This is a genomic window from Reichenbachiella sp. (assembly GCF_965223055.1).
In the GTDB taxonomy this organism is placed as follows: Bacteria; Bacteroidota; Bacteroidia; order Cytophagales; family Cyclobacteriaceae; genus Reichenbachiella.
Genome location: NZ_CBDCVM010000012.1, coordinates 905,262 through 930,995, shown reverse-complemented (window position 1 = coordinate 930,995; position 25,734 = coordinate 905,262). Strand labels below are relative to the sequence as shown.

20 protein-coding genes are annotated in these 25,734 nt (G+C 39.7%); 8 read left to right on the top strand and 12 right to left on the bottom strand.

The features are described from left to right. Positions 1–26: 26 nt before the first annotated feature. Entirely contained in the window at positions 27–2,321 is a 2,295-nt protein-coding gene (gene bglX / locus ACOQO5_RS19430) for a beta-glucosidase BglX (protein ID WP_420583352.1), read from the top strand. Positions 2,322–2,391: 70 nt separating this feature from the next. Here the strand turns inward: bglX and ACOQO5_RS19425 are convergent, their stop codons facing one another. The 3 genes from ACOQO5_RS19425 to ACOQO5_RS19415 are packed head-to-tail and all read right to left on the bottom strand — an operon-like array spanning position 2,392 to position 5,529. Continuing rightward, positions 2,392–2,994, bottom strand: a complete 603-nt coding sequence (locus ACOQO5_RS19425) for a tRNA-(ms[2]io[6]A)-hydroxylase (RefSeq protein WP_420583351.1) — start codon at positions 2,992–2,994, stop codon at positions 2,392–2,394. Positions 2,995–2,999: 5 nt separating this feature from the next. After that, positions 3,000–4,826 carry a putative porin gene (locus ACOQO5_RS19420; RefSeq protein ID WP_420583350.1) on the bottom strand — a complete coding sequence of 609 codons (1,827 nt, stop codon included), beginning with the start codon at positions 4,824–4,826 and terminating at the stop codon, positions 3,000–3,002. After that, complete coding sequence (locus ACOQO5_RS19415; protein ID WP_420583349.1) at positions 4,819–5,529, bottom strand: tetraacyldisaccharide 4'-kinase; 711 nt, start codon at positions 5,527–5,529, stop codon at positions 4,819–4,821. The genes ACOQO5_RS19420 and ACOQO5_RS19415 overlap by 8 nt, the downstream gene beginning before the upstream one ends. Before the next feature lie 106 nt (positions 5,530–5,635). Between ACOQO5_RS19415 and ACOQO5_RS19410 the strand changes: the two genes are divergently transcribed. Genes ACOQO5_RS19410 through ACOQO5_RS19400 form a run of 3 tightly spaced genes read left to right on the top strand, consistent with a single transcriptional unit; the run spans position 5,636 to position 9,051 of the window. Beyond that, positions 5,636–6,730 (top strand): Nif3-like dinuclear metal center hexameric protein, encoded by a 1,095-nt coding sequence (locus tag ACOQO5_RS19410; protein ID WP_420583348.1) that lies wholly within the window; start codon positions 5,636–5,638, stop codon positions 6,728–6,730. A gap of 5 nt (positions 6,731–6,735) precedes the next feature. Then, a complete protein-coding gene (locus tag ACOQO5_RS19405) occupies positions 6,736–7,515 on the top strand; it encodes a zinc ribbon domain-containing protein (RefSeq protein ID WP_420583347.1) in 780 nt (259 codons plus the stop codon). Positions 7,516–7,563: 48 nt separating this feature from the next. Beyond that, positions 7,564–9,051 (top strand): tetratricopeptide repeat protein, encoded by a 1,488-nt coding sequence (locus ACOQO5_RS19400; RefSeq protein ID WP_420583346.1) that lies wholly within the window; start codon positions 7,564–7,566, stop codon positions 9,049–9,051. 1 nt (position 9,052) lies between these two features. Here the strand turns inward: ACOQO5_RS19400 and ACOQO5_RS19395 are convergent, their stop codons facing one another. The 3 genes from ACOQO5_RS19395 to ACOQO5_RS19385 are packed head-to-tail and all read right to left on the bottom strand — an operon-like array spanning position 9,053 to position 11,013. Beyond that, positions 9,053–9,388 (bottom strand): ArsR/SmtB family transcription factor, encoded by a 336-nt coding sequence (locus ACOQO5_RS19395; protein ID WP_420583345.1) that lies wholly within the window; start codon positions 9,386–9,388, stop codon positions 9,053–9,055. Between the two features lie 21 nt (positions 9,389–9,409). Next, a complete protein-coding gene (locus ACOQO5_RS19390; protein WP_420583344.1) occupies positions 9,410–10,165 on the bottom strand; it encodes a DUF952 domain-containing protein in 756 nt (251 codons plus the stop codon). After that, the gene (locus ACOQO5_RS19385; protein ID WP_420583343.1) at positions 10,165–11,013 is read right to left on the bottom strand and encodes an alpha/beta hydrolase family protein; all 849 of its coding nucleotides are present in this window, start codon (positions 11,011–11,013) and stop codon (positions 10,165–10,167) included. Before ACOQO5_RS19385 ends, ACOQO5_RS19390 begins: the two co-directional genes overlap by 1 nt. A 119-nt stretch (positions 11,014–11,132) precedes the next feature. Between ACOQO5_RS19385 and ACOQO5_RS19380 the strand changes: the two genes are divergently transcribed. Beyond that, the gene (locus ACOQO5_RS19380) at positions 11,133–12,107 is read left to right on the top strand and encodes a polyprenyl synthetase family protein (protein WP_420583342.1); all 975 of its coding nucleotides are present in this window, start codon (positions 11,133–11,135) and stop codon (positions 12,105–12,107) included. Positions 12,108–12,177: 70 nt separating this feature from the next. Here ACOQO5_RS19380 and ACOQO5_RS19375 read toward each other — a convergent pair whose 3' ends face one another. Continuing rightward, positions 12,178–12,534, bottom strand: a complete 357-nt coding sequence (locus ACOQO5_RS19375; RefSeq protein WP_420583341.1) for a hypothetical protein — start codon at positions 12,532–12,534, stop codon at positions 12,178–12,180. 293 nt (positions 12,535–12,827) lie between these two features. Then, complete coding sequence (locus ACOQO5_RS19370; RefSeq protein ID WP_420583340.1) at positions 12,828–15,824, bottom strand: two-component regulator propeller domain-containing protein; 2,997 nt, start codon at positions 15,822–15,824, stop codon at positions 12,828–12,830. Between the two features lie 281 nt (positions 15,825–16,105). Between ACOQO5_RS19370 and ACOQO5_RS19365 the strand changes: the two genes are divergently transcribed. Next, complete coding sequence (locus tag ACOQO5_RS19365) at positions 16,106–18,973, top strand: hypothetical protein (protein ID WP_420583339.1); 2,868 nt, start codon at positions 16,106–16,108, stop codon at positions 18,971–18,973. Here the strand turns inward: ACOQO5_RS19365 and ACOQO5_RS19360 are convergent. The 4 genes from ACOQO5_RS19360 to ACOQO5_RS19345 all read right to left on the bottom strand — a co-directional run bounded on the left by ACOQO5_RS19360 (position 18,970) and on the right by ACOQO5_RS19345 (position 24,424). Next, positions 18,970–20,610, bottom strand: coding sequence for a hypothetical protein (locus tag ACOQO5_RS19360; protein ID WP_420583338.1), 1,641 nt, complete (start codon positions 20,608–20,610; stop codon positions 18,970–18,972). The two genes, ACOQO5_RS19365 and ACOQO5_RS19360, sit on opposite strands and share 4 nt — an antisense overlap. Positions 20,611–20,689: 79 nt before the next feature. Continuing rightward, on the bottom strand, positions 20,690–21,334 hold the full coding sequence (locus ACOQO5_RS19355; RefSeq protein WP_420583337.1) for a DinB family protein: 645 nt from the start codon (positions 21,332–21,334) through the stop codon (positions 20,690–20,692). A gap of 40 nt (positions 21,335–21,374) precedes the next feature. Then, positions 21,375–22,421, bottom strand: a complete 1,047-nt coding sequence (locus tag ACOQO5_RS19350) for a proline iminopeptidase-family hydrolase (RefSeq protein WP_420583336.1) — start codon at positions 22,419–22,421, stop codon at positions 21,375–21,377. A gap of 92 nt (positions 22,422–22,513) precedes the next feature. Then, the gene (locus tag ACOQO5_RS19345) at positions 22,514–24,424 is read right to left on the bottom strand and encodes a RecQ family ATP-dependent DNA helicase (RefSeq protein WP_420583335.1); all 1,911 of its coding nucleotides are present in this window, start codon (positions 24,422–24,424) and stop codon (positions 22,514–22,516) included. A gap of 63 nt (positions 24,425–24,487) precedes the next feature. Between ACOQO5_RS19345 and ACOQO5_RS19340 the strand changes: the two genes are divergently transcribed. Both ACOQO5_RS19340 and ACOQO5_RS19335 read left to right on the top strand, forming a co-directional pair. Then, on the top strand, positions 24,488–24,850 hold the full coding sequence (locus tag ACOQO5_RS19340) for a cupin domain-containing protein (RefSeq protein ID WP_420583334.1): 363 nt from the start codon (positions 24,488–24,490) through the stop codon (positions 24,848–24,850). Between the two features lie 286 nt (positions 24,851–25,136). Further along, on the top strand, positions 25,137–25,616 hold the full coding sequence (locus ACOQO5_RS19335; RefSeq protein ID WP_420583333.1) for a hypothetical protein: 480 nt from the start codon (positions 25,137–25,139) through the stop codon (positions 25,614–25,616). Positions 25,617–25,734 lie beyond the last annotated feature (118 nt).

Genomic DNA, 25,734 nt, shown 5'->3' with positions numbered 1-25,734 from the left:
TTATCAAATTTTAACAACAGAACGGTATGAAAGTACAACTGGCCATAGCCATTGTGACTATTGCGCTCTCAGCGTGTAGAACTAACACTTCCAATTCTATTACTTCAGCTCCATTTGCAGCAGAAGTAGACAGCCTACTTTCATTAATGACCATTGAAGAAAAGGTTGGCCAGCTCAATTTGTATGCTGGTAGCTGGGAGTTCACCGGACCTGTACCTGAAGACGTTAACAATCAAAAAAAGTTTGAGAATATTAAAAGCGGGCGTGTTGGCGCTATGCTCAACGTAATCACTGCTGAAGGAACCAGAGAAGCTCAAAAACTAGCTGTTGAAAATAGCCGGTTGGGCATCCCATTACTCTTTGGATACGACGTCATTCATGGTTATAAAACCATGATGCCTATTCCTCTAGGTCAAGCTGCCAGCTGGGATGCCGAAGTAGCAAGGACCGGTGCCGAAGTAGCGGCCAGGGAAGCATCGGCTTCCGGAATCAACTGGACTTTCGCACCGATGATGGACATAGCGCGAGATGCGCGCTGGGGACGGATGATGGAAAGTCCCGGCGAAGATCCATATTTAGCTTCGTATATGTCTAAGGCCTGGATTGAGGGTTTTCAAGGCGGTAACCTTTCAAACGAGGCGACTATCGCAGCCTGTGCTAAGCATTTTGCAGCCTATGGTTTTGCTGAAGCTGGTCGTGACTACAACACCGTGGACATCAGCATGCAAACGCTATACAACATGGTATTACCTCCATTTAAGGCGGCCAGTGAAGCAGGTGTAGCCTCATTTATGAATTCATTTAATGAAATAGGCGGTGTACCTGCCAACGGAAGTGAACTACTTCAGCGCGAATTACTCAAAGGAGCATGGAACTACCAAAACGGGTTCGTAGTCTCAGATTGGGGTTCTATTGGAGAAATGATCACTCACGGTTTTGCGGCCGATACATTGGAAGCTGGATACAAGGCGTTGACTGCTGGGAGCGACATGGATATGGAGGCCCATATCTATGAAAATTCTCTCGAAGAGCTTGTTTCATCTGGCAAAATCAATGAAGAGATATTGAACGATGCGGTTCGAAGAATCTTAACTATCAAATTTCAGCTAGGTCTATTTGACAACCCCTATCGATACAGTGACGTAGAGCGAGAAAAATCAGAATTGCTTACCAAAGAAAACTTGCAAATAGCCAGAGAAGCCGCTCGTAAATCTATTGTACTTCTAAAAAATGATAACGACCTACTTCCACTTAGCAAAGAAGGACAATCCATAGCCGTTATCGGTTCATTGGCCGCCGACAAAGATGTGCCCTTAGGCAGCTGGAGAGCTCAAGCCAACGAAGGCAGTGCTGTGTCGGTCTTAGAAGGAATACAAGGTGCTGTTGCTAACAAAGCCGATGTCAATTTCGCACAAGGATATACTTTGACGAAAGGAAGAAGACAGTTCATTTACGAATTAGAAATTGTAGAAGGAGATCAATCAGGATTTGCTGAGGCCATTAATCTGGCCAAGAAAGTAGATGTAGTCGTATTGGCTCTTGGAGAAGATTGCTGGCAGTCCGGCGAAGGACGTAGCCAAACAGACATTGGCCTAAAAGGTGATCAAATGGACTTGATGTATGAATTACTAAAAGTGAATAAAAACATTGTGGTGACACTCATGAATGGTCGTTCTTTGGCTATCCCTGAATTAGATGAAAATATTCCTGCCATTCTGGAAGTCTGGCATCTGGGGTCCGAAGCAGGCAACGCCATCGCCGACGTATTATTTGGAGACTACAATCCTTCTGGAAAACTCCCCGTAAGTTTTCCAAGAAACGTAGGGCAATGTCCAATTTATTACAACCATAAAAATGGTGGGCGACCTACTACAAACCCACACGATGCCGGCATGGTGTTTTGGTCACACTACACAGATTCTCCAAACACACCGCTCTATCCATTTGGTTATGGCTTAAGCTATACTACGTTTGAGTATAGCGATCTCAAGCTCTCATCATCAGAATTGAATCAAGCTGGTGAGATTTCTGCATCAGTTACAGTTAAAAATACCGGAAAGGTAAATGGACAGGAAACGGTACAGTTCTATATCAGGGACTACGTTGGGAGTGTCACCCGACCTGTGAAAGAATTAAAGGGTTTTGAAAAAATTACGCTAAAGCCTGGGGAGGAAAAAGAGGTCCAGTTTACTATCAATAACGAAACACTCTCCTACTATCGGGCAGATCTGTCTTTCGGCTCTGAGCCTGGCAAATTTGCTGTGATGATAGGTGGCAATTCCCAAAAAATATTAATGACTGATTTTAGATTAGTTGATTAATAGATTTTAGCAAAAATTAGTTTTGGGTAAGTGGAGAGGAGTCGAGAGGCTCCTCTTTTTTTTATCTGCATTAATGCATGCGATCAGGTCGCACTTCTAAGTTCTTTAAGATTGCAGCTTCTGCCTCCAAAAACTCCGACCAACGTTTCATCACGTAATCTTCTGGTTTAAACTTCTTTGCCATATCCAAAAAACTATTGTAGTGACCAGCTTCGGATACCATCAGTTCAAAATAAAATTTACTAAGCTCGTCATCCTCGATATTCTTATGCAAGATTTTGAATCTCTCGCAGCTACGCGCCTCAATGAGTGCATTCAAAAGCAGCTTTTCCACCAATTGATCTTCTCTGCTTCCACCTCCTTTGAGAATCTTTGATATCGCAAGTACGTATTCATCCTTTCGCATTCGATCCAGTTTGATGCCTCGTTTTTTCATCATCTCAAGTACACGCTCAAAATGGCTCCATTCTTCAGCCACCAAATCAGTCAGCATTTCTACCAGTTCTTCATGCTCAGGATATTGTACGATCAATGATATGCCAGAGGAAGCAGCCTTTTGTTCACAATAGGCATGGTCGATTAAAATCTCCGCAATAGACTTCTCTGCAATATTTACCCAACGAGGGTCCGTAGGTAGATTAAGGCCAAGTGTTGTTTTATTCTGCTGTTCCATGGTTATCAATCATAAAAATGCCACCTCAACCCAAAATCAAACATTTTCCTTGTCCCGGGATAGTATGGAGTCTCAAAATATCCTTCCTCTTTCTTTTGGTTGAAATACTTAAACTTGGCCCATATGCTCAGTTTTTGAGCCTTCATTACAAAGAAGAGATCTGCGGTCCAAAAAGAAGGGACCTTGAATTCATTTTGGAGGTGAAATTGTTGTGTAATCGGATCATAGGCATTGGCAAAATAGGCCGACTGCCATCTGAGGTTAACCCCCAATTGCATTTCCATATAATTATTGAAAACAATATTTTCATAATACCATTTGCCAAAATAATTCCAGTCTGGCGTACGAATAGCATCTGCTCCATCCCCCGATACATTATTGAAAATAACTCTATTTTCAAACTTGAAATGCTTCATCGAAGCGAAATCCGCTTTTAGCGAATATTTGTTCACTAACGCCACAGCTGAATTTTGAGCGGGCATTTTATCCAATCCAAAATAAACGTAGTTGTTTATAGTTGATATTTTCACTTCCGGCTCTAATCTTACAAATGAAAATTCATAAAATATTGACCCAGAAATTGTATTAGACAAAATATCAGAAAAACTGTTTGACCATTCGTAGTGATTACCAAAATACCTTTCTGTCATGAATGATGGCAAATATTTGCTCGAGGTATATTCAGCTTTTAAAAAATTGTTTTGGTAACGGCCAGAAAACATATACTGACCACCATCATTTACTTCCACTTCACCACTCAGTACATTACTTTTTGTGATGTAGAGCATAATATCACCACCCAAATAATTCTCTGCTGTATGTCCAAACGAATCCAGGTGTCTGTAGCTGAAATCCATATCTCTTCGTTTTACATAGCCTGAATAGTAGATACGCTTCCCTGCTCGCCCTTTCAAACCGGCTTCAACCTTCCATTCTTTAAATAATGAAGCATCCAGAGTAGAATCTGTACGGATTAAAAACTGTTCATAATAATCGGTAGTAGATGACAATGGAAAATCTTCAAATTTATTCTCCACATTATTCCGCTCTACTACAGCATATATCTCAAAGAAATCAGCCACAGAATACTCTTGATACAAGTGTAGTCTGGTCCGATTGTCATAACTCTTCGCATTTCTTAATTTGATATCTGAGTCCTGATATTGAAAGTAATCCCGTTCTTCTGGATCTTCTGGCAACTTGATCCCTCCGGTTTCACTCGCTCCATGCTCGAATTTGTATGCATGAAACATCAGATGATATTTTGAATTTTTGGAACTATGAAAAGTATAAGCATCAATCACTGTCCCTGAGATTTGAGTCTCCCGCAATGAGGAAGCACCAATAAGTTTAAATGAAGAAATTTTATGAACATCAAAGCCAATATTCCATTGTGCATTGATATTTCTGGAAAAATTAAAATCAACGACATTTCGACCTTTACCTCCTAATCCAACACTCAACTCAATAAAAGGAGACTTGGAATCATAATATTTAAAGTCAGCAGACTTTTTTACATAAGGCGTATAGGATTCAAACCCTGTAGTCCTTCCTACTGTTGTGGGTTCGCTGTAATAAATTGGCCGCAAGGCAGTTCCATTGTTTCCCAAATCCTGATACACTGTTTCTGTTCTGTCTTTAAACTCAAACTTTTCGAGGTTATGAATTGCCGTATCTATGGTATGGTATAGTGTATCGCTACGCATTAAATCCTTTTCGAAAATGTACCTCGTAGTAGTAGGCCCATAGACCAACTTCGTCGAATCATCGAGCATCTGCGACCAAGCCGGAGATGAGAGGCATATAAAAACAAAAAAGAATATTCTATTCACTATCTGGATTTGCGTTTGGCAAGATGTTCAGAATCAAGCGCTCAAAGTTAGAACGATCTGATATAAATTCTATTTCTTCGGTAGAATTAAATGCGTTTAAAGCGTTAATTGAGTTTCTAATAAAAAAGACCAAGCTCCCTTTCTTTAAATACGGCATCATATCTTTTTCTATTTTTTTATAATCGCCTTGATCAGGTGAATTGTATACTAAAATAGCATCTGCTTCATTCATCCCTTTTATACTCTCCTGCAATTTTCCAATGGGGTAAAGGGCATCCTGAGTAAAAGGACGACTGTAATCTGTGATCAACAACCTGAATTGTGGACGGATTTCTTGCGGTGAATAAGCATCATCCATTACGAAAGCCGGAGTACGAGGATTACATTGATACCATTCCGAAAGACCGAGTACTTTGTGTTTGGTGCAAAATGTTTGTGGAGTATTTAGAGGATTGAGGTAGGCAACAGAATCATCTTTTACTTTTTCCAAATGGTATTTAGCTACATTGGAGCCATCTACATGAAGGGTTCCTTTTAGTAATTGTTGTAAATATCTAGATATGGCAATGGTGGGGTCATCAGCTAGTGAACCAACAAATACTACTGGAACTTCAAACTCAACGGATTTCCAAATACCCAGATCAAACAATCTATTTCTCAATAGGCCTCGACTCCAGTTCAAAACCGCTAGGGGCCACCACACATACCTCCATTTTGCAATCATCATTCAAAATTAATCGCCCCATGACTAACCTCATCTTAGATAGCTCATTAATTTAGCCAAAGGGATTACTTATATTTAAAGAACTATGCGAATAAATGACATTATAGGAGCGCTGAACCAATGGGCTCCGCCTTCTTATCAGGAATCCTATGATAACGCCAGGCTTATCACAGGAAATCCAGAACAAGAACTTCGAGGTTTATTGGTTAGTTTGGATTGCACCGAAGAGGTGGTACAAGAAGCGATAGCTAAAGGAGCCAATTTGATCGTTTCGCATCACCCTATAGTTTTTAAAGGTCTTAAAACATTCATTGGAAAAAACTATGTGGAACGCACGGTAATCAAAGCCATCAAAAATGACATTGCCATTTTTAGCATTCACACCAACCTTGACAATGTAAACACCGGAGTTAATCGAATGATCTGCAATCGTTTAGGTTTAATCAACTGCAAAACCCTCGCTCCCAAAACCGGCATTCTAAGCAAAATAGTGACCTTCGTTCCTTCGAAGGATACACAGAAGGTACTGGATGCACTTTATGCAGCAGGTGTAGGGCATATTGGCAACTATGATGAATGTAGCTTCCAAGTCAAAGGAACGGGAACTTTTAGACCTAATGACCAAGCCAATCCAGCGATAGGGAAACACAATAAAAGTGAATCAGTTGATGAAACAAGAATAGAAGGCATATTCCCATCTCATCTAAAAAACAAGGTAATAGCTGCTTTAAACAAAGCACATCCTTACGAAGAAGTAGCCTATTATCTCACATCACTGGAAAATGAAAATCAAGAGGTAGGGTCTGGCATGGTAGGTGAATTAGCATCTCCTATACCTACCGAATCTTTCATGAGACTTCTCAAAGAGCAATTCAACTTAAAGGTTATTCGTCATACGCACTTTCACAAAACCGAAGTGAAAAAAATAGCTGTTTGTGGAGGGGCAGGAAGCTTCTTACTGGGTCATGCCAAGGGAGCGGGTGCTGATGTTTTTGTCACGGCAGATTTTAAGTATCATGAGTTTTTTGATGCCGAAGAAAAAATAATCATATCCGATATTGGACATTATGAAAGTGAGGTGTTTACAAAAGAATTGATTTGCAATTTTTTAAAAGAAAAATTCGCTAATATTGCACTCAATTTATCCGAGGTGGATACAAATCCTATAAAATACTTTTAAAATACATGGAAAGTACGGTAGCAAAAAAGCTCGAAGCTCTAACAAAATTACAGTCAATAGATTCACAATTAGATGAATTAATTAAAGTCAGAGGGGCTTTACCTGAGGAAGTGATGGATCTCGAAGATGAGATAGCCGGATATGAAACTAGGGTAAACAATCACAACGGCCAAATCGAGGAATTAGAATTGGCTATTTCTAACAATAAAACTGCTATTAAAGATGCAGAGAAACTCATTGCAAAATATGAGGAGCAGCAAATGAATGTTAGAAACAACAGAGAGTATGATGCAATCACCAAAGAGGTTGAATTGCAACAGTTGGAGATTCAGATTCTTGAAAAGAGAATAAAAGAAGCTTATGCTAATATTGAAGCTAAGAACGAAGAAATCGCCGACACTAAAAATGCTCTTGAAGAAAGAAAAAAAGACCTCGATAGCAAAAAAGGTGAATTAGACAATATCACTACTGAAAGCAAAGAGGAAGAAGATAAACTTCTTAAAGGAAGAGAAAAAGCATCTAAAGGTATTGAAGAACGTTTACTCCTTTCTTACAACAAGATCAGAGAAAATGTAAGAAATGGCTTGGCAGTAGTTCCTGTAAAAAGAGATGCGTGTGGCGGATGTTTCAACATCGTTCCTCCTCAAAAACAAGCTGAGATCAGAGAAAAGAAAAAACTGATTGTTTGTGAGCACTGTGGAAGAGTATTGGCAGATGTAGAAGAGGTAGTAGTAGAAGAGAAAAAGCCAACAAGAACAAGAAGAAAAGCAGCGGCAAAGAAATAAGCTAGTTTGAAGGCTGTTCTAAAACATATAACAATAATAAAGGTGAGCGTGTCTCACCTTTTTTTGTTTTTTACCTTTCTTATTTTTTTACCAGGCCAGGCACAAAGTATCAAGGATCACCCTGAGATATACGAAGCATATCACGATGTATTGAAACTTAAGTTGGAGAGCGGCAGAGCCAAACTCAATCAAGTGATTCCTAATCATGCTCAGCTAGGTCATTATCACTATGTGAAAAGTCTTGCGGACGTGGTAGAAATACTTGTGACTGAAGACCCAAAACTTTTCAAAAAATACGAGGACAGTGAAGAGGACAACCTGGATGGCCTTCGAGAAATGGAAGATGACGATCCTCATAAACGTTTCTACAATGCTGAAATAAGAACCCAGTGGGCCATCGTAAAAATTCTATTTGATGAAGACATGAGAGCAGGCATGTCATTAAAAACTGCTTACAATTACATTGAAAAGAATATTGAGAAACATCCTGATTTCACTGCGAACTACAAATCGTATGGCACATTACATGTGCTATTTGCGGTGGTACCCGAAAGTTACCACTGGGTACTTAAACTCTTTGGTATAAGAGGAAATGCCATCCTTGGATGGGAAGAGCTGAATAAAATACAACCTGACAATCCCTACTGGCTCGAAACAGGACTTATCAAGACGCTTATTTCTATCAATATTCTCAACAAAGAAGAACAAACCTTATCCCTATTAGAAGAATTGAGGCGTTCTCATAAAGATAATCTCATTGTCAACTATTTGTACAATACAGCACTTATCAAATTCTCGAAAAGTGAGCAGGCTTTACCTAACCTGAGGAAGTTACTTTTTACCAGCTCAGATTACTATCGCATAGATAACATCTATTACAAACTGGGGGATATTTATATGCAAAAACAGCAGTACCCTTTGGCCAGATACCATCTATCTAAATTTCTGAACCAGTATGATGGTCAAAACTACATCAAAGACACATGGTTCAAAATCTTCCTGAGCTATTGGCTTGAGGACAATGAAAAGATGGCTGAGATCCATTGGAACAAGGCAAAGGAATCTGGTCAGACACTAGCCTCTGCTGATAGGAATGCCAACAGCCTATTGGAAGAAGACGAATATCCAAACCCACTACTTATGAAAGCCAGACTGGCCACAGATGGTGGATATTTTACTTTAGCCAAACAAGCGTTAGATGATATCCAACAAGGATCATTAGCCAATAAAAAAGAAGAGTCTGAATATTTCTATCGTTTCGGGCGCCTGTACGACAAAACAGGAAGGAAACAGGATGCTATTTTCAATTACTTGAACGCTATTAAGAAAGCTGGGAAGGAAAACTGGTATTTCGCACCTTCGGCATGTTTGTATACTGGTTATATCTATGAATCTCGAAATGAACTAGAAAAAGCTGAATTCTATTATGAGAAGGCAATATCCTATAAGAAGCATCCGTATAAGGCAGGTATAGACCACAAGGCCAACGCGGCGTTACAACTTCTCAGAGACAAGCTTCCAAAAAAGAAGAAATAGATTAGCAGCAGGTGCCTTCAACGCAAATGGTTTGCTTAGCGAAAAACTGAGAAAAAGCTACCGAAATAGACTCCCATTTCTCTGAATCAATACAATAACAGGTACTCGTTCCTTCGATGTTGCCTTTGATGATTCCCAAATTCTTAAGTTCTTTAAGATGTTGAGAAACAGTCGCCTGCGCCAAACCTAATTCACCTACGATATCTCCGCAGATACAACTATTGGCTTTGAGCAAGTACTCAAGAATAGCTATTCTAGCTGGGTGCCCTAATGCTTTCGACATCACGGCTAATTCATTCTGATGTACTGAGAATTTTTCTGTTTTCGATAATCCCATAATCGTAATATTACGACAAATTTAATCAATAGTTTTTTGATCTAAATCTTGAGCAGATTTGACCATTCTCGAAAAGACTATCGCTGATTTATTAAGTCTTCCATAGATATGAGGAAAAAGAGCATTTCTCGACTTCACATCATTGATTTTCACTTCGACCTCCACTTTTGCTAAATCTATCCCTAGCAAAACCAATTCATCATTGGGATTGAAATACTTTTCATAAGAAGTCCTTAACTCAGAGATATAGGAGGTATGAATAAACCCTTCTTCTTGGAGAGAAGGGTGAGTATATAATGTACTTTGTTCCTGCTCCTCCCAACTTGTCTTTGTAGCTAAATGAAAACTAATTGACTCTTGACTCGATGGAGACTGAAACCTCCGAGCCTCAACAAAATTTATAAATGTATTAAGCACAAACTGATTGGCTCTAATCAGAAAAACATGTCGTTCCTTCCCTTCCATTAGCTCCAAGCCATCCTTACCTAAGAAGCCATAATACATCCATGCAAAAAAAAGAAAGACTAAAAACAGATTACTTTGATAATGATACCAGCCTAAAGACAAGGCCAACCAGGACAAGCAAGTACCTATTCCTCCAATTACAAGAGGAATAATCAACTTTTTCCGGCTGACAACGAGACTCTTGATATTCGTTAATAGAAAATCCGATCGTTTGCCTTTGAAAATGACAACCAAAGTCTGATCATACAAGAGCAACATGTTTTGTGCGTCTTCACTCTTCCCTAAATAGCATTTGAGTAATACGGGTTGCATCAATGTCTTTTTAAAAAATCAATCATTTTCGATACAAGCACTTTAGTAAATTCAGGCAATTCAGGTTCGCTCCAAGGGTGCTTGCCTCCAAAAGTATGATTGGCTCCATTTATACGATGAGTCTCCATGGATGGATAAACGCCCTTCAACAGTAGCAATGCTTCAACCGGCACCGTTTCATCATCTGTACCATGAATTGCTAAGAAAGGAATATTGAGTTTTGACAGCTGACCTGATATTCTGAATCGCTGGGAATTTTTCTCGAAGTCCTCGACCATTTGATAATAAAGAGGCATGTCTTGAAGCGTGCGAGCATTTTTGATGTACTGAACACCTTCCTCTTTCCATTCTTTTACAAAATCTGCCGACCAAAATGCTTCTAAATCAGCCACTGCAGCCCATGTAACTAGTCGCTTCACTCTTTTGTCTTCGCATGCCTTCAGGATAGACACTGCTCCTCCACGACTATGACCTGCCAAACATAGCTGAGAAGGATCAATTTCATTACTAGGAAGGTCTAACTTATGATTACAAATATGGTCGATCACCACTTCGATATCATCCAACTCTATACTGAAGTTATTTTTCCCAAATGCCTCTAAATCAACAAATTCTTGAGGGTGATCCGGTGTAACTCCATTATGGGAAAGGTTCATTTTCACATATACGTAACCAGCTTCGGCAATTTCATCTGCTATAGCATTAAAATGCATCGCATCTTTAAACCCTTTAAAGCCATGAACGAATAAAATCACAGGCTTTTGCACGTTATTAGGTATATACCTTACGTCAATAGCAAATGGTCTCTGATGATGTTTCGAATTGAGTATGAGTTCCTTTTTTATCATCTGTTGTGCTGAGTGTAAATCCAAATATCAACATCCTGATCTCATTATAGAAATAATTATCAAGAACCTTCTAATAATTTTCAGTCTGTTGCCTCATTGTATTAATTTGCGGCCAAATAATGGCGCTTAGAATAAAAGACATCCAATCCCCTGTAGCCAATGAGATGGCTGAATTCGAAAAAAAATTCAGACAGTCCATGAAAAGCAATGTAATGCTCCTGGACAAAATCATGGCCTACATTGTAAAACGAAAGGGAAAGCAAATGCGCCCACTATTCGTATTTCTAAGTGCAGCTACTACTGGAACAGTATCCGAAGCATCTTATCGAGGAGCATCTCTTATAGAACTTTTACATACAGCCACTTTGGTTCACGACGATGTGGTGGATGACTCTACCTACCGAAGAGGTTTCTTTTCTGTAAATGCTTTATGGAAAAATAAGATTGCTGTTCTTGTTGGAGACTTTCTTCTTTCAAGAGGCATGCTTCTATCTATCGATAATGAAGACTTCGATTTGCTCAAACTAGTCTCTGAAGCCATCAGGGAAATGAGTGAGGGAGAACTGCTTCAGATGGAAAAAGCTAAAAAACTGGATATCACAGAAGAGGTCTACTATGAAGTGATCCGACAGAAGACTGCCAGTTTGATTAAAGCCTGTTGTGCGGTGGGTGCTGCTTCAACTGGTGCTGACCCGGTGACTGTGCAAACTATGGGAGAGTTTGGTGAGAAGGTAGGCATGGCCTTTCAGATTAAAGATGACCTGTTTGACTATGGCACACAAGAAATTGGGAAGCCTCTGGGCATCGATATCCGAGAGAAGAAAATGACTCTACCGCTTATTCATGCATTGAATCAGGCCACCAGCTCGGAGAAAAAAAATATCAAGCGCATCATCAAAAAACACAGCGAAAACACGAAGAAAGTGAATGAAGTGATTGACTTTGTAAAAGAAAAACAAGGCATCGCTTATGCTACGGATGTGATGAATACTTATCACGCTGACGCCATCCAGATGCTAAAGACTTTTCCAGACACGCCTGCTCGTCAGTCATTAGAGCAGCTCGTTCAGTTCACTATTGAAAGGACTAAGTAGTACTAACTTCTAATTATGATTTGCATTAACCATTTTATCTAGATAGTCTGTCACTCATTTTATCAATAAGCTAGCTTACCAAATAATCTAGAGCCTCATCTCTAGTCGAAAAAGGAATAAGTTTGTTTGGAGTAATTTTATTGTAACCCATTAACAGTACTTTTTTTATACCTACAACTCCTACAATTGCGGCCTTTACTGACTTATGATTGAATAATTTTTCCCCTGATTTTTTTGCTGCATCCATGTACTTTCTAGATCCAGGAATATTTGTCACATCAATAAGATGCAAACTTTTTCCTGGGATCGACCCTACCACTTCTTCAGATTCTTTAAGAACAGCAAGCATTTCTTCAGTGTTTTCACAATTAGTATAATCTATTAGTACCACCTGTTTTCCTTTATGAACTAGTAATTTAACAGCCATCTTAATTTGATTAAATTTTAGTAAATATCTCTATGAGAGAAATAAATACCCAATGATCACAGTATACAAATCATATACAGCTTCGCATACATACTTCTATTCTAACAAAATGAACCCAGATGTTTTTTTATCAAAGGGGTTTTAGCACGTTCACTGCGAGTTTTAAAGAAGTGATTTTTTGAAGAAAAATATAGCTCACGTTATAGATGTGATGAATCCCCTGCTCGTCAATCATTGGAACAGCTGGTTCAGTTTACCATCGAGAGGACAAAATAAAGTTTCTTACTCAAAGGCTAATTCCTTAAATCCACCAATTCTATTAAAAAGGTAGTACCTTTTCCTACTTCTGAATGAACTTCTATAGATCCTTTTAGATTAGTGATAATCTCTTTAACGATATACAACCCAAGTCCGGTACCATCACTTTTATGTGTAGCCCGGTAAAACATATTGAAAACCTTCTCTTGCTCTTCGAGTGGTATCCCAGGTCCATTATCGGCTATAGTTAGTTTTATCCCAGCCTCTGTATTATCAATGACAACTTTGACAAAAGGATTGGAAACATCATCTGGTGAGTGATGCTTGTAAGCATTAGTAATTAGGTTATTCAGTACAATCTTTAGACGATTGGCATCTGAGTGAATTAAACCATCCCCATTACATTCAACTATAGGCTCTATTTTGGGGAAATTCTCAGAGTAAGTTAACCCTTCGATTACATCCTCCACTTCCTGCCTCAAATCCAAAGTTGTTATCTCCAACTCCGTTCTGGCGTTTTTGGAATGATCTACAATATCTTGAAGCAAGGAGTCAAGTCGCTCTACACTATTTTTGATATAAGCCAGATACTCCTCCTTATTTGGTGTTTTATCTAACGAAGCGACATTAATTAAACCTAAAATGGATGACAATGGAGAGCGCATTTCGTGCGACGCACTGTAAACGAAGCGATCCAACTCAGCATTCACTTTCCTCAATTCTCTGTTTTGATTATTGATAAACGCCACACGCCAGGAAAAGAATAAGAAAATAGTAGACAATACAATTATGATACATAGAGCAAAAAACCAAGTGGTTTCATAGTAGAACGGGTCAACCGTGAAAGTCAAAGCATCACCCTCCTCATTCCAAACATGACTATCATTGGTGCCCATCACTCTAATAGTATAATCACCTGGCGACAGGTTGGTGTATTCTACCGTTCCTTCGTATGTTGCTGCGCTCCAACCTTTATCATATCCTTCTAACTTATACTTGAACTGGTTTCTATCGGGGGAGCTAAAGCTCAATACGCAGAAGTCAAACCTATATCGAGAAGTCCCTGGTCCTATTTGAATCTTAGCTTCTTCAATATTGATCATTTCATCATCAGCTATCATTTGTCGGATTTTAACCTTCGGGATATAAACATCTCTGTCAAATGAAAAAGGATCTATAAAGACTACACCCCCTAGTGTTGGCACACTTATATGACCATTGGATAATTTGGTGGATCGGGTGGCACCAGTACACTCTTCTGTATTCATTCCACTACTCTGATCTACAATAAAGTAACTTAAATGTTCCACTTCTCCCGCCCTATACTCTTCCCAGTTAGATTTTTGAATTTGAAGTACTCCCAAATTAGTAGTCAGCCACATATGATCATAATCATCAATAATCAGGTCGAAGAAAGTATTACTCCTTTGGTCGGACTGTAGTTTGACCCTCTCAAGGTTTTCTCCATCAAAATACAACAAGCCACTGTTGGCAGTCACAAAGGCACTTTTCTTAGAATCAAAGTCTACATTGAAAATTACCAAACCGGAATCATCTGTTGATACATGATGAGTCTTACAATCACCATTTGGCTTTATAATGGTCAGCCCACCACTAAAAGTCCCCACATAAATATCACCATTAGCCGACTCTTCAACAGCAAGCACAAAATTGGATTCCAATCCATTGCCATTAGAATAGACTTGCAAGACCTTACCTTCTCGAAATTTGACGAGTCCTCCGGATCTGGTACAAAACCAGAAATTTCCTTTTGAATCCTTTAAAATTCTCCTGAAGTCGTTTGCAGGCATACCGTTCAATTCAGAATACACCCTCTCTTTTCCTTCTTTGATATGGATGATTCCTACGTAAGTGGCCAACCAAATGGACCCGTCTGTATCATGGTAAATATCTCGAATACCATTTCCATGCAATTCCGTTTGTACTTTCAGGCTATTGATTTTATCTCCATCATAAACGTCAATAATATTTCCATCTGTACCAATATAATAGTTGCCATCCCAAGATTCATGTATCATATTTATTCGTGTACTCGACAGCTCAGGCTCAGACAAATTAATTACTTTACTCCCTTTGATTTGAACAAGCCCTGAACGATTTGAAGACATCCATATTTGATTCTCCTCGTCCTGATGCAGTCCATTGATTCTAACTAAATCAATATCATGTTTAGAATAAAGCCACTCAATTTTTGCTGATTGAGGTATCCACCTGGCCACTCCGGCCTCTGTTCCAATCCACAAGCTTCCACGATGATCAACTAATAGGGTATTGATATAATGATCTTCAAGAATTGGAATTTCTTGAAGAGCGAGGTCATTACCTAAATCCATGGATTGAAGGCCTTTTGCCGTACCCATAAAGAGTTTATTTTCTCGATATAAAAGTGCCAATACATTATTGCTTAAAATCCCGTCATCCAGGCCAAAATGGAGAAAACCATCCTTACCGACTCGATTGAGCCCCCCACCTTCGGTACCAAACCAAATATTATGATTATCATCTTCTGTAATGGAGCGGATCATCGCATGACCAAAAAGCTCTCCTTCCACTTTGTATAAAGAATCATCCATTACCCTAAAAAGCCCTTCATGATTGGAACCTATGTATAAACTACTATCCGAAGCTATAAACAACCTCCGTACAGATCTAGGAACTGTTCCACCCCTTGGTTTATAAGAACTAAAGAGACCATTTTCGTATTTCACTATACCATCGCCGTTGCTTGCTATGTAGATGACACCATCATGGCCTTGTGCAATATTGTAGAACCCATCATTTTTTAAAAATGACAATCTATTCTTGTCATAAGAATCTACTCTTTCACCATCATAAATCATAAAACCATTGTAGGAAGTCACCCAGATCAAACCTTCTGAATCTTGAAACACCGAATTAGTATTATTTGAAGGCAAACCATCTTTATTAGTCCATTGCTTAAGGCTTATGTTGTCTATGGACTGATCAGGGTCAAATGAAGACAATTGTCCCAATACAATAGTACTGGACATTAGGAGGCATATAACCAAAGTTGGTTTTAGTTTCATGGTCAGTTTCTTCCAATTAGCTGATAAAGAATGAAGAAGATAATGAATAATAATTATTAATAATAAACTGAATTGTTCGTCGAACATAAAAAAAGGCAGTGACTAAATGGTCAAAACCAATACCATAAGCAAGTCCCATTGTTGAATACTCACCAATTAACTACTTCCTACATTATTAATTCACAATCCTTAGTTATTTTAGACTTTAGAATTGTTTCAAGCCTAGGACAGTTCAATTTTCATAAATGAATATTTCCAAAAAGAGTCTTTTCCTTATAGTTATTAGTCTAATTATCCGCTTGGAGTCCTTTGCTCAATTAAACGCTGGCTTTGGGCAAAATCCAAATAAACAACAATGGCAGGAGCTCACGTCTCCAAAAATTGACATTGTGTTTCCACAAGGAAAGGAGGCACAAGCTCAGCGCATTGCGAGTCTTATCAATTATCAAGGTACAGCACTTACGGGTACAATAGGACCTATAGTAAAGAAACCCAACCTTCTATTACAGACTGAAACTGTTATATCAAATGGATTCGTTGGCCTTGCTCCTTTTAGAAGTGAATTCTTTGCCACTCCTCCTGCAAACATGAAAATTTTTGGAGCCATTGGTTGGTTGGATCTTTTGTCCTTACATGAATATAGACATGTACAACAAAACAACAATTCACTTCATGGAATGACCAAGGCCTTGAGGTATCTGCAAGGCGAGAATGGATGGGTATTTGGGCGAGTACTAGTAGTGCCCAATTGGTTTATGGAAGGAGATGCTGTTTGGGCAGAGACCAAATTCTCTTCTGGAGGCCGAGGTCGTGTACCTCATTTCACTAAGGAACAACGTGCAATTACCTTGTCTGGAATGAACTATAAATATCAAAAATTTAGAAACGGATCATTCAAAACCCAACTACCCAGTCACTACCCTACTGGATATATGTTATGCTCATACCTCAGAAATGAGGAAGGAGCAGAAGTTTGGAACGAGATTTTCTCTGATGCTACCGCCTGGAAAGGTGTATTCTGGTCTTTCAATCAAGCCATCAAAAGTCATTCGAAATATCGAAACAGCAGTCAACTATTTGATGCTGCTTGGAAAAATATGAATTCAAAATGGCAAAAGCAGCGATTGGCTGCCAATATCCAACTTGGAGAATCAATTAGCAGTAAACGTAAAACAATCACATACTACACCTTTCCGCAGGAATCGGCTCCTGGGAAAATAGTAGTATGGAAAAGGAGTTATCAGCATACGGATCAAATTGTAGAAATTTCGGATAAACAAGAACGTGTCCTTTTTTCACCCGGTTACAACCTCTGGCAATACTTCAATATCAAAGAGGAGTCATTTGTTTGGACAGAGCTATCACAAAACGCAAGAAGAAATAATGAGAGTTATTCAGACATTTATATCAAACAATCCGAAGACACCCCCAATGAGAGAATTACTATCAATGAAAATTATTTTAGCCCTGTTTTTGGAAAAAACACTGAAGAAATTTTTGCCGTCAATTATAATTCTGATTTAATTCCTACACTTCAAAAAATCAATCTAGCTACTAAAGAAATAAAAGACATCATCGCTTTTAGCACTAATGAGTTTTTAGGCAGGATTTCCTTCTTAGAAAAGGAAAATGCCGTTATAGCCGTATATAAAGAGATCAATGAATTGACGCTCATTAAAATCAACCTAACGAATGGACAAACTGAGGAATTATTACCTCGGACCAAGCATACTATAGATGATGTTTCAATTCATAATGGGTACGCTTATTTTTCCAGTTCATACACAGGCATTGACAATATATTTCGCACGCCTTTAGATGGGTCGAAAAAAATTGAACAAATGTCGTCAGAGCAGGTGGGAGCCTACAATCCAAACGTAAGTGATGATGGTAAAACCTTATATTATACCGTTTTTGATGAATTGGGTTTTGAAGTAGCCCAGCGGCCAAATGAAAAACTAAAGAGTGCTACACCATTTGTTTATCAAGAGCCTACTCAAATGGAATGGCAAGATGAGACGCCTGATTTATTTGAAATCAAATCGGCCTCGGTCATTACAGAAGCACCCAATAATACATACACCACTCGTGCTTATTCAAAATCTCCATTCAGAGGCATTCAAGCACATTCCTGGAACATCATTCCTTCCACTGTTGCTCCAGGTTTATCACTAATCATGAACAACTACACCAATGACATCGCAGGTCATGTCAGTGCAGGATATAACTTCAATGAAGAAGGGGCGTATTTTGGTACATCTTTGATTTACTCCAGGCTTTTTCCTGTAATATCAATAAATGGAAGACACAACTTCCGCACTTCTGACTTCCTATTGCCTTCAAATAGACTTGCACGTGTAGGCTATAGAGAAACAGTTATTGGAGGTAAAATAGGTATACCATTGAAATGGCTAAAAAACAATTACAGAACCACACTAGAACCGTCAGTTGCTTATGATTACCACATCACTAAAAACATAGCTGAAGAGGGTAACAATTTTCAAATTGATGATACGAATTACTCTACGCTAAAAGAAGGAATTTCATTTTCATTTCTTCGTAGAACGGCGCGACAGAATCTCGCACCAAGATTTGGTGTGAGTATATCCTCTTCATATACACACAATTTAACCGAAAAATCAAATCAGAAATTTACTGGAATAGGAAGGTTGTATTTACCCGGAATCAGCATAAATCACTCCTTGAAGTTGACTGCTGCCTATCAGGACGAACCCCTCAGTAATGTCTTTCAAGAAGTAGATTTATTTCAGTATTCAAGAGGATACAAAAGACCCATCAACGATAGATTTTTTAGATTATCTGTTGACTACGCTTTTCCTTTGCTCTATCCGGACTTAGGCTTTTTTGGCCTTACCTATTTCAAAAGAATACGAGTTAATGCATTCTTAGATATTGGAAAAGGCACAATCGATCAACTAAACTCTAAACTGGATTATAACTCCACTGGGTTGGAGATTATTTTTGACAACACTTACTTAAACCTGACAATTCCATTGAGTATCGGTATTAGAGGTTCATATCTATTAGACACAGATCCTCAAAAACCAAATAATACGTTTGTTACAGGGCTATTTATTACTGGTAGCTTTTAATACTCATATGGAGGAGTACCTGTCAACTCCCAATGTCCTAAGGATATCGGAATATTTCCGATACTATTCAATTCATCAAAGAAATCTCTGGTTATAAATGGTTCCCCTTCCAATTCTTTAAGCCTAGCCACTTCGGCTATAGCATTCTCCAGCAGATATTTGCCGGTGATATAGCTAGTACCATACCCTGGTTGCCTTAAGTAAAGGTGTTGCTCAAAAAGCAATAACTCTTTCTCGGTCTTCATCCAACCCCGGGGTGTATATTCTGAATGAATACTGCCAGCTTCTTCCATGGTCATTTCATTGGCGTGTGCATAGAGTGAACCAAGACCTCGAGCAGCTCTCTGTGCAAACATGATATAGACAATTTCTCGGACTCTGGGTGCGTCGTCATACAAGCCGGCTTGCATAAACATTTCTTCTACAGCTGTAGCAGTGCCCTCATTTCTAGAGTCAAAAATATTGTACAATAAGGGGCCTTTTCGGATTTCACTGTCATGCGGCTCAGTGTCCATTCTGGCCAATTCAAACCAATGGTAGAAATGAGAATACAACGGCCTCGGATCATAATGCTCACCTATGATGAAGAAGTTTCTCTTTTCCTCAGGAACAAACTTCCCCAAATGCTCGCGTAAAGCCGGATCAAAATAGTCTTTAACAGTCACAATCTCCTGCTTATCTAAGAACCCAATCAGGCTCTTGGCCGCAGCATCTGCCATGGCATCGTAAGCTTCCGGAGAATCGGCGGCTTCCAATTCAGGCAACTCACGATTCCTATGCTCTTCCAGTTTTAATGAAGACCAGGCTCGCGCTAGTTCTCTCTTGAGTAGCATTACCTCATCATCCCAGGTCAATGGCACCAAATGTACATTTTGTAAATACCAGGTATAGTTGTCTTTACCAATTCCTGACGGACCGTTTTTCGATTCGGATTGTTTCTCCAACCAATTCACCAAATCTGTAGTTGCCTCTTTGGCTGACTCTATAGCCTGAACTATCTCTGAATCTGACGAAACCCCTGGTTTAGCCATCAGGTTATCCAGAGCAGTATTTTGATAATCAATATAGGCGATGCCTGCAATCCACAATTCCCTGGCATTGCCTGTCAGGTTTTGTTTGGCTTGTGTAAACAAGGGAGGAATGACTTGCAAATCGGAAAGCAACTGATCTTTCCTTTCTCCACTTACAGGGAAATCATACATCCATACTTCTGTAATCTCATGATGTGTAGGCCCTTCATGTGCGGGGACATCACTTCGAGCTTCCCAAACGGAATAATAAAATGCCGGGTCGCGTGCCCAGGGCTTGAGTATACGATGATTGAAGTCGTAGCCATTCATCTCCGCCCAAACAATCATCCAGTCTACTTTCTCATTTGTGTCCCAGCCGGAAGTGTCCATGGCTTGCAATTGATTTTGCAATTTCTTGAATTCAGGCCATCGCTTCTCGAATGTGGCAGCCGTATAGTCAGGAGCTCCATCCATCCTTGGAGGATTTTCAAATTCCCGCCAGTTTTTAAATAGCGCAACAAGATCAGAATAGTCAGATGTTACTTTTACAACTGGAGCTTCTTCCTGATTGGTAGTGCTGCAAGCAAAAAACAATACTGCACAAAAGAGGGATAAAATGTATTTCATTAGTTTGATTCTTGTTTAGCATGTACCATAAGTGAAATCTTATGGCAATTCATTGAGGGATTTAGAAGGATACCGCATTTTAGCTGGGCAACCTCTTTTTTATAAATTTTATCTGGCCATTGTGATTGGATTCATGCTCGCAGACATGAAACCATTTACAATGATTGTTGGTCATTTGCTTACCAAAGAAGGGCTCAGCTTTCATCAACCAATCGTCGTCACGTTTGGCGAATTCTTTCTCAGTTTCAGCTCTTACCCCCGACAGTTTCATCAGATAAAAATCAATATCATAATCTTTTATTTTCTCCCGCCCCATGTCCCCGAGACCCATGGGCAAATCCCATTCTTGCTTTATGTCATCACTCCACGAACCCCATTCCATTTCATCAAAGGTATTCAACTGATAATACCGCTCAGTTGCGGCCAGATGCCAAAGCATCGCGCCAATGGAATTGGATTGATCATCGATTTGAAAGTCTAACTGTTCTACTGTCAAATCTTTCACTGAGTCGACCACCCAAGCACGCATCATAGTCATGGTAGATAGCAAGGTGCCTACTCTAGGGGAATATCCCTCTTTCGGACCAATCATATATATGCTGTCTGCATTCTGAAAATTCTCCTCTTGAACAAACCCTGTCAAGGGTGTAGCCAGCAGCCCAGCTGCCAGCACGCCCGAATTTCTAAGGAAATTTCGTCGCTCGATGTTTTCTTCTAATTTCATTTTCTAAGTGGTTTATTCGGCAATCGCAAAGCAGCTGACATTAAAACTGTCCTGAATCGACATCCTTAATGAATTGAATCAAAGCAGGGAAATAAGTTTCCGGATCGTCAAATTGTGAACAATGACTCCCGTTGGTTGTTACACTTCTCCCATTTTGCACTTCTTCTGCCATCCACTTCATGTACTCAGGGTCCATGGTATCGTGTTTAGCTCCGAGCATCAAGGTAGGCACTGTCAGCTCTTTGAGTCGGCCGGATACATCCCAGTCTGATAGCGTAGCATCTTTGGTCATGCCAAATTCGCTTTGTCCCTGCATATAGGTATAAACTTGCGGATTCAAATGCGCAAATGCCACATTGACCGCTTGCGGCCATTCGCTGAGTGGTTTCCTCAATATATGTTCGGTATAATAATGATTCATGAGCAATTCCAAATACCTTGGTTTGTCAAATTCTTCATTAGCCTCCATTGTTTTGATCTCGTTCAATACCTCAGGATCCATTTGTGGGCCTAGCACCTCATTGGCATATTTGGTGTATGCTGGCGCGCTCGCCACCATATTAGAAATAATGAGGCCCTTCAGATTTTCCTGATATTTGAGTGCATACTGCATTGCCAGCATACCACCCCACGACTGCCCATACAGATAAAAGTTGTCCTTGTTGAGATTGAGAGCTTTTCGTACTTGCTCTACCTCCTCTACATATCGCTCTATCGTCCACAACGAGGTATCATTGGGCTGATCGCTAAAATAGGATTCCAGCTGATCGTAATAGATGTATTCGATTTCCTCTTTCGGCAAATAGCCGTTGAAATTATCGAAAAACTCATGTGTACCACCGGGGCCTCCGTGCAAAAGCAACACCCGCATTGTTGGGCTGTTGCCCATACGCTTGGTGTAAACATTGAAAGTACCTTTGGGTGTTTCGATCGGGATCATCTTTACACCCCCTGTGGATTGATCATCCTGACCAGAATAATCAAAGAATCCAATCTCATTTTCGGTGGATTCATTAGGCTTTTCAGCACTGGTACAACCAACCAAAAAAACCAAGGACAACAAAAGGAGGCTATATAATCGATTCATGGGATAATGTGATTGAAGTGAAATTTGGGTTAATAATCTTCAATATAATAAGTATGAAGGAATATGTATCGAACACCAACTACAATACTATTTTACTGAACAAGCAGCAAACTATCGTACCCTTCCATTTTCACCTTGCCGTCATCGATCAACAACCGGATGGCTTCAGTAAACACAAAGTCGCTTTTGGTATCCACTGAGTCTTTCAATTCATCTATGTAAGTAGTGCCCGAGGACACAAGTACCAATATTCCAGATTTGGTTTCATCCAGTGCAGCCATCAGCTTTTCTTCTTTTTTTGCTTTGATACACACATCACAAACGCCACAATTCAGATAAGCCTTTTCATTAAAATATTCCTGAAAGACCCGTGTACGGCAGCCTTCATGATTCTCTGCATAGGCCTTCATCGCCTCTACTTTTTCTTTTATTACCTGTTGGCGAGGCGCCACTTCATTATAGTATTTTTTCAAGGCCGAGACTTCCAGTCTGGGCGTGAGGTAAGTAAGCTGTGGCAGCGTCTTCATTGGGTCATAGATGATTACTCCCTGTTTCTCCAGTAGCTGCAGTTTCTTGATCACCTCACTTTTGGATAGTTTGGCCAGTTTGGCCAGTTCAAACTCAGACACATTCATAAAGTCGGTATAGAGCCCTCCTCCATACAAACGAAGCATCGACTTGATCACGGATTGATAGCCTCCATTAGAGATGGTAAATTTATACACTTCGCTAGCATCCAGTGCGAACTTGACCGTACTCGATTTATTCAAACTCTCACTAACCATGATCAAACCCATCTCTTCCAATTTCTGAATACAAAAGTGTGCTTCTCTTGGATTGAGTTGATAGGTAGACGCAAACTGCTTCAGATCAAAATCATAGCTCTGCCATTGACTACTGCCCGTCGCCAACTTGAAGTAGTTAGCTATGGCCTGATAAACCCGCTGTACATAGTCGAGCTTTGGATTACGATGTTTTTCACTTTCGCTCAAGCGAAAGAGATCGGATGGATTGTATAGTAAGACTGCAAATGCACTTCGTTCGTCTCGGCCGGCACGCCCTGCCTCCTGATAATAAGCTTCCAATGAATCTGGTAAATCCAGATGTACGACTACTCTCACGTCAGGTTTATCGATCCCCATACCGAAGGCATTGGTAGCCACCATCACACGTCGTACATTGTTGATCCACTCTTCTTGTTTCTTATTACGAGTGGCGGGGTCCAATCCTGCGTGATAGAAATCTGAAGAGATGCCATGCTGGTAGAGGTATTTAGCCACATTCTGGGTTTCCAGACGACTCTTTACATACACGATGGCTGAGCCTTTGACATTGTTTAAGATATCGATGAGTTTTGGTCCCTTGTTCTCCAACTCAAAAGCAGAGTAAGACAAATTAGCCCGTGCGAAGCTCTTTTGAAAAACGGCGGGTTCGTTGAACTCCAATTTTTCGCAAATGTCGTTGGCTACATCCGAGGTAGCTGTAGCCGTTAGGGCAATTTTTTTGGTGTGTGAAAGACAATCGTAGATAGAAGCAATCTCCACATAAGACGGACGAAAGTCATAGCCCCATTGTGAAATACAATGTGCTTCGTCGATGGCTAGTAGCCCCACGTTCATTTTCTTCAATCGTCCGATAAACAGATCGGATTTGAGCCGCTCAGGCGAGACATAGAGAAACTTCACTTTGCCAAAAACACAATTGTCCAAAAGAATATCGATTTCTCGTTTGGGCATGCCGGATGTCACTGCAGCTGCCGCAATGCCTCGATTTTTGAGCTGCTGTACTTGATCGATCATCAGAGCGATCAATGGAGAAATGACAAGACATACCCCTTCCAGCATCAAGCCGGGCACCTGAAAACAAATGGATTTCCCTCCACCCGTGGGCAAAAGAGCGAGCGTGTTCTTACCTTCGAGCACAGACTCGATGATCTCCTCCTGCAAAGGACGAAAAGTATCGTATCCCCAGTTTTTTTTTAGTATGTTCTTGGCTTCGCTCAATCGATTGAATTATTTGTAACAAATAAACGAATAACTCAGTTAATTCCTACAAACCTTAGACACATGAACAAGATTAACCTCAAAGAAAAATTCAGCCTATTCGACGACTACTGGCATCCTCGCATCATCGGTAAACTCAACGGCCAGCTCGTGAAAATCGCCAAATTCAAAGGCTCCTTTGAAATGCACAAACACGACCATGAGGACGAACTCTTTCAGGTGATCAAAGGACAGATTCAAATCAAGTTCGAAGACCGGATGGAAACACTAGACGAAGGTGAAATGATCGTAGTACCCAAAGGCGTACTGCATCAGCCCAGTGCAGCAGAAGAGGCTTGGGTGGTAATGTTTGAGCCAGCTTCTACTGTAAACACAGGAGAGAAAGAAAATTCAGAATTGACCCAAGAGAATTTGGAGTGGATTTGAATAAATATTAACTCTGGTATAAAAATTAGTCTTGTAATAAAGCAATAAGACTGCTTCGTCGTGCCTCCTCGCAGTGACGTTGATTAATTATAAGTAGAGAGCGCCATCAAATAATGTCATCGCGAGGAACGGGGACGCCTAGTCGACGCGATCACGTAAATTATTTACCCGCCTAACCAAAAGAGAACTTCCGACAACCCATACTAGCCTATTCAACTATTAGCATTTTGATCTACTACCAAAACACCTTAAACTTGGACTTCAGCTTTTTAGAAAATTAATTAATATGGTATATACAAAATTTGGATATACCGCATATGCACAGTATCCATATATTAGCAGCAATATCAAAAATTACATGAAGAATTGGAATAATACAGGAAAAGTTAAAGCTACGATACTTTTTATCCTTGCAATAATCAACCTATTTAACCCCATTGAATCACCCCTGAACTTTTCATTTATGTTATTAATTCAAGCTGTGATAACGATATTGTTTGCAGCCTTTATGGTTCCAATAGCAATTAAAATAAACAAGGTTATTTTTGGTCTCAACTCAGAAACACCGAATTGGAATCACAGTATTTTATCATTTAAAAGAGCATTATCTGGATGGCAATTCATGGCATACTTCTTTATAAGTACTGGAGTTTCGATGATACTTGGAGCATTAATTCACTACCAAACATTCAATGCAATTGGAATCGTTGCAATTTCTTTTGGAACAGGCATTTTATGGGGTATCAAGCGAACAGCGATAAATTGAAAAGACAAATTTAATAAGGAGTTTATTCAAATAACCCATAAGACGAACAAGGATCCTTGAGATTGACAATAATGAAAAAAATGCTAACATTACCTATCTCTCCATGGTGATTACTGCA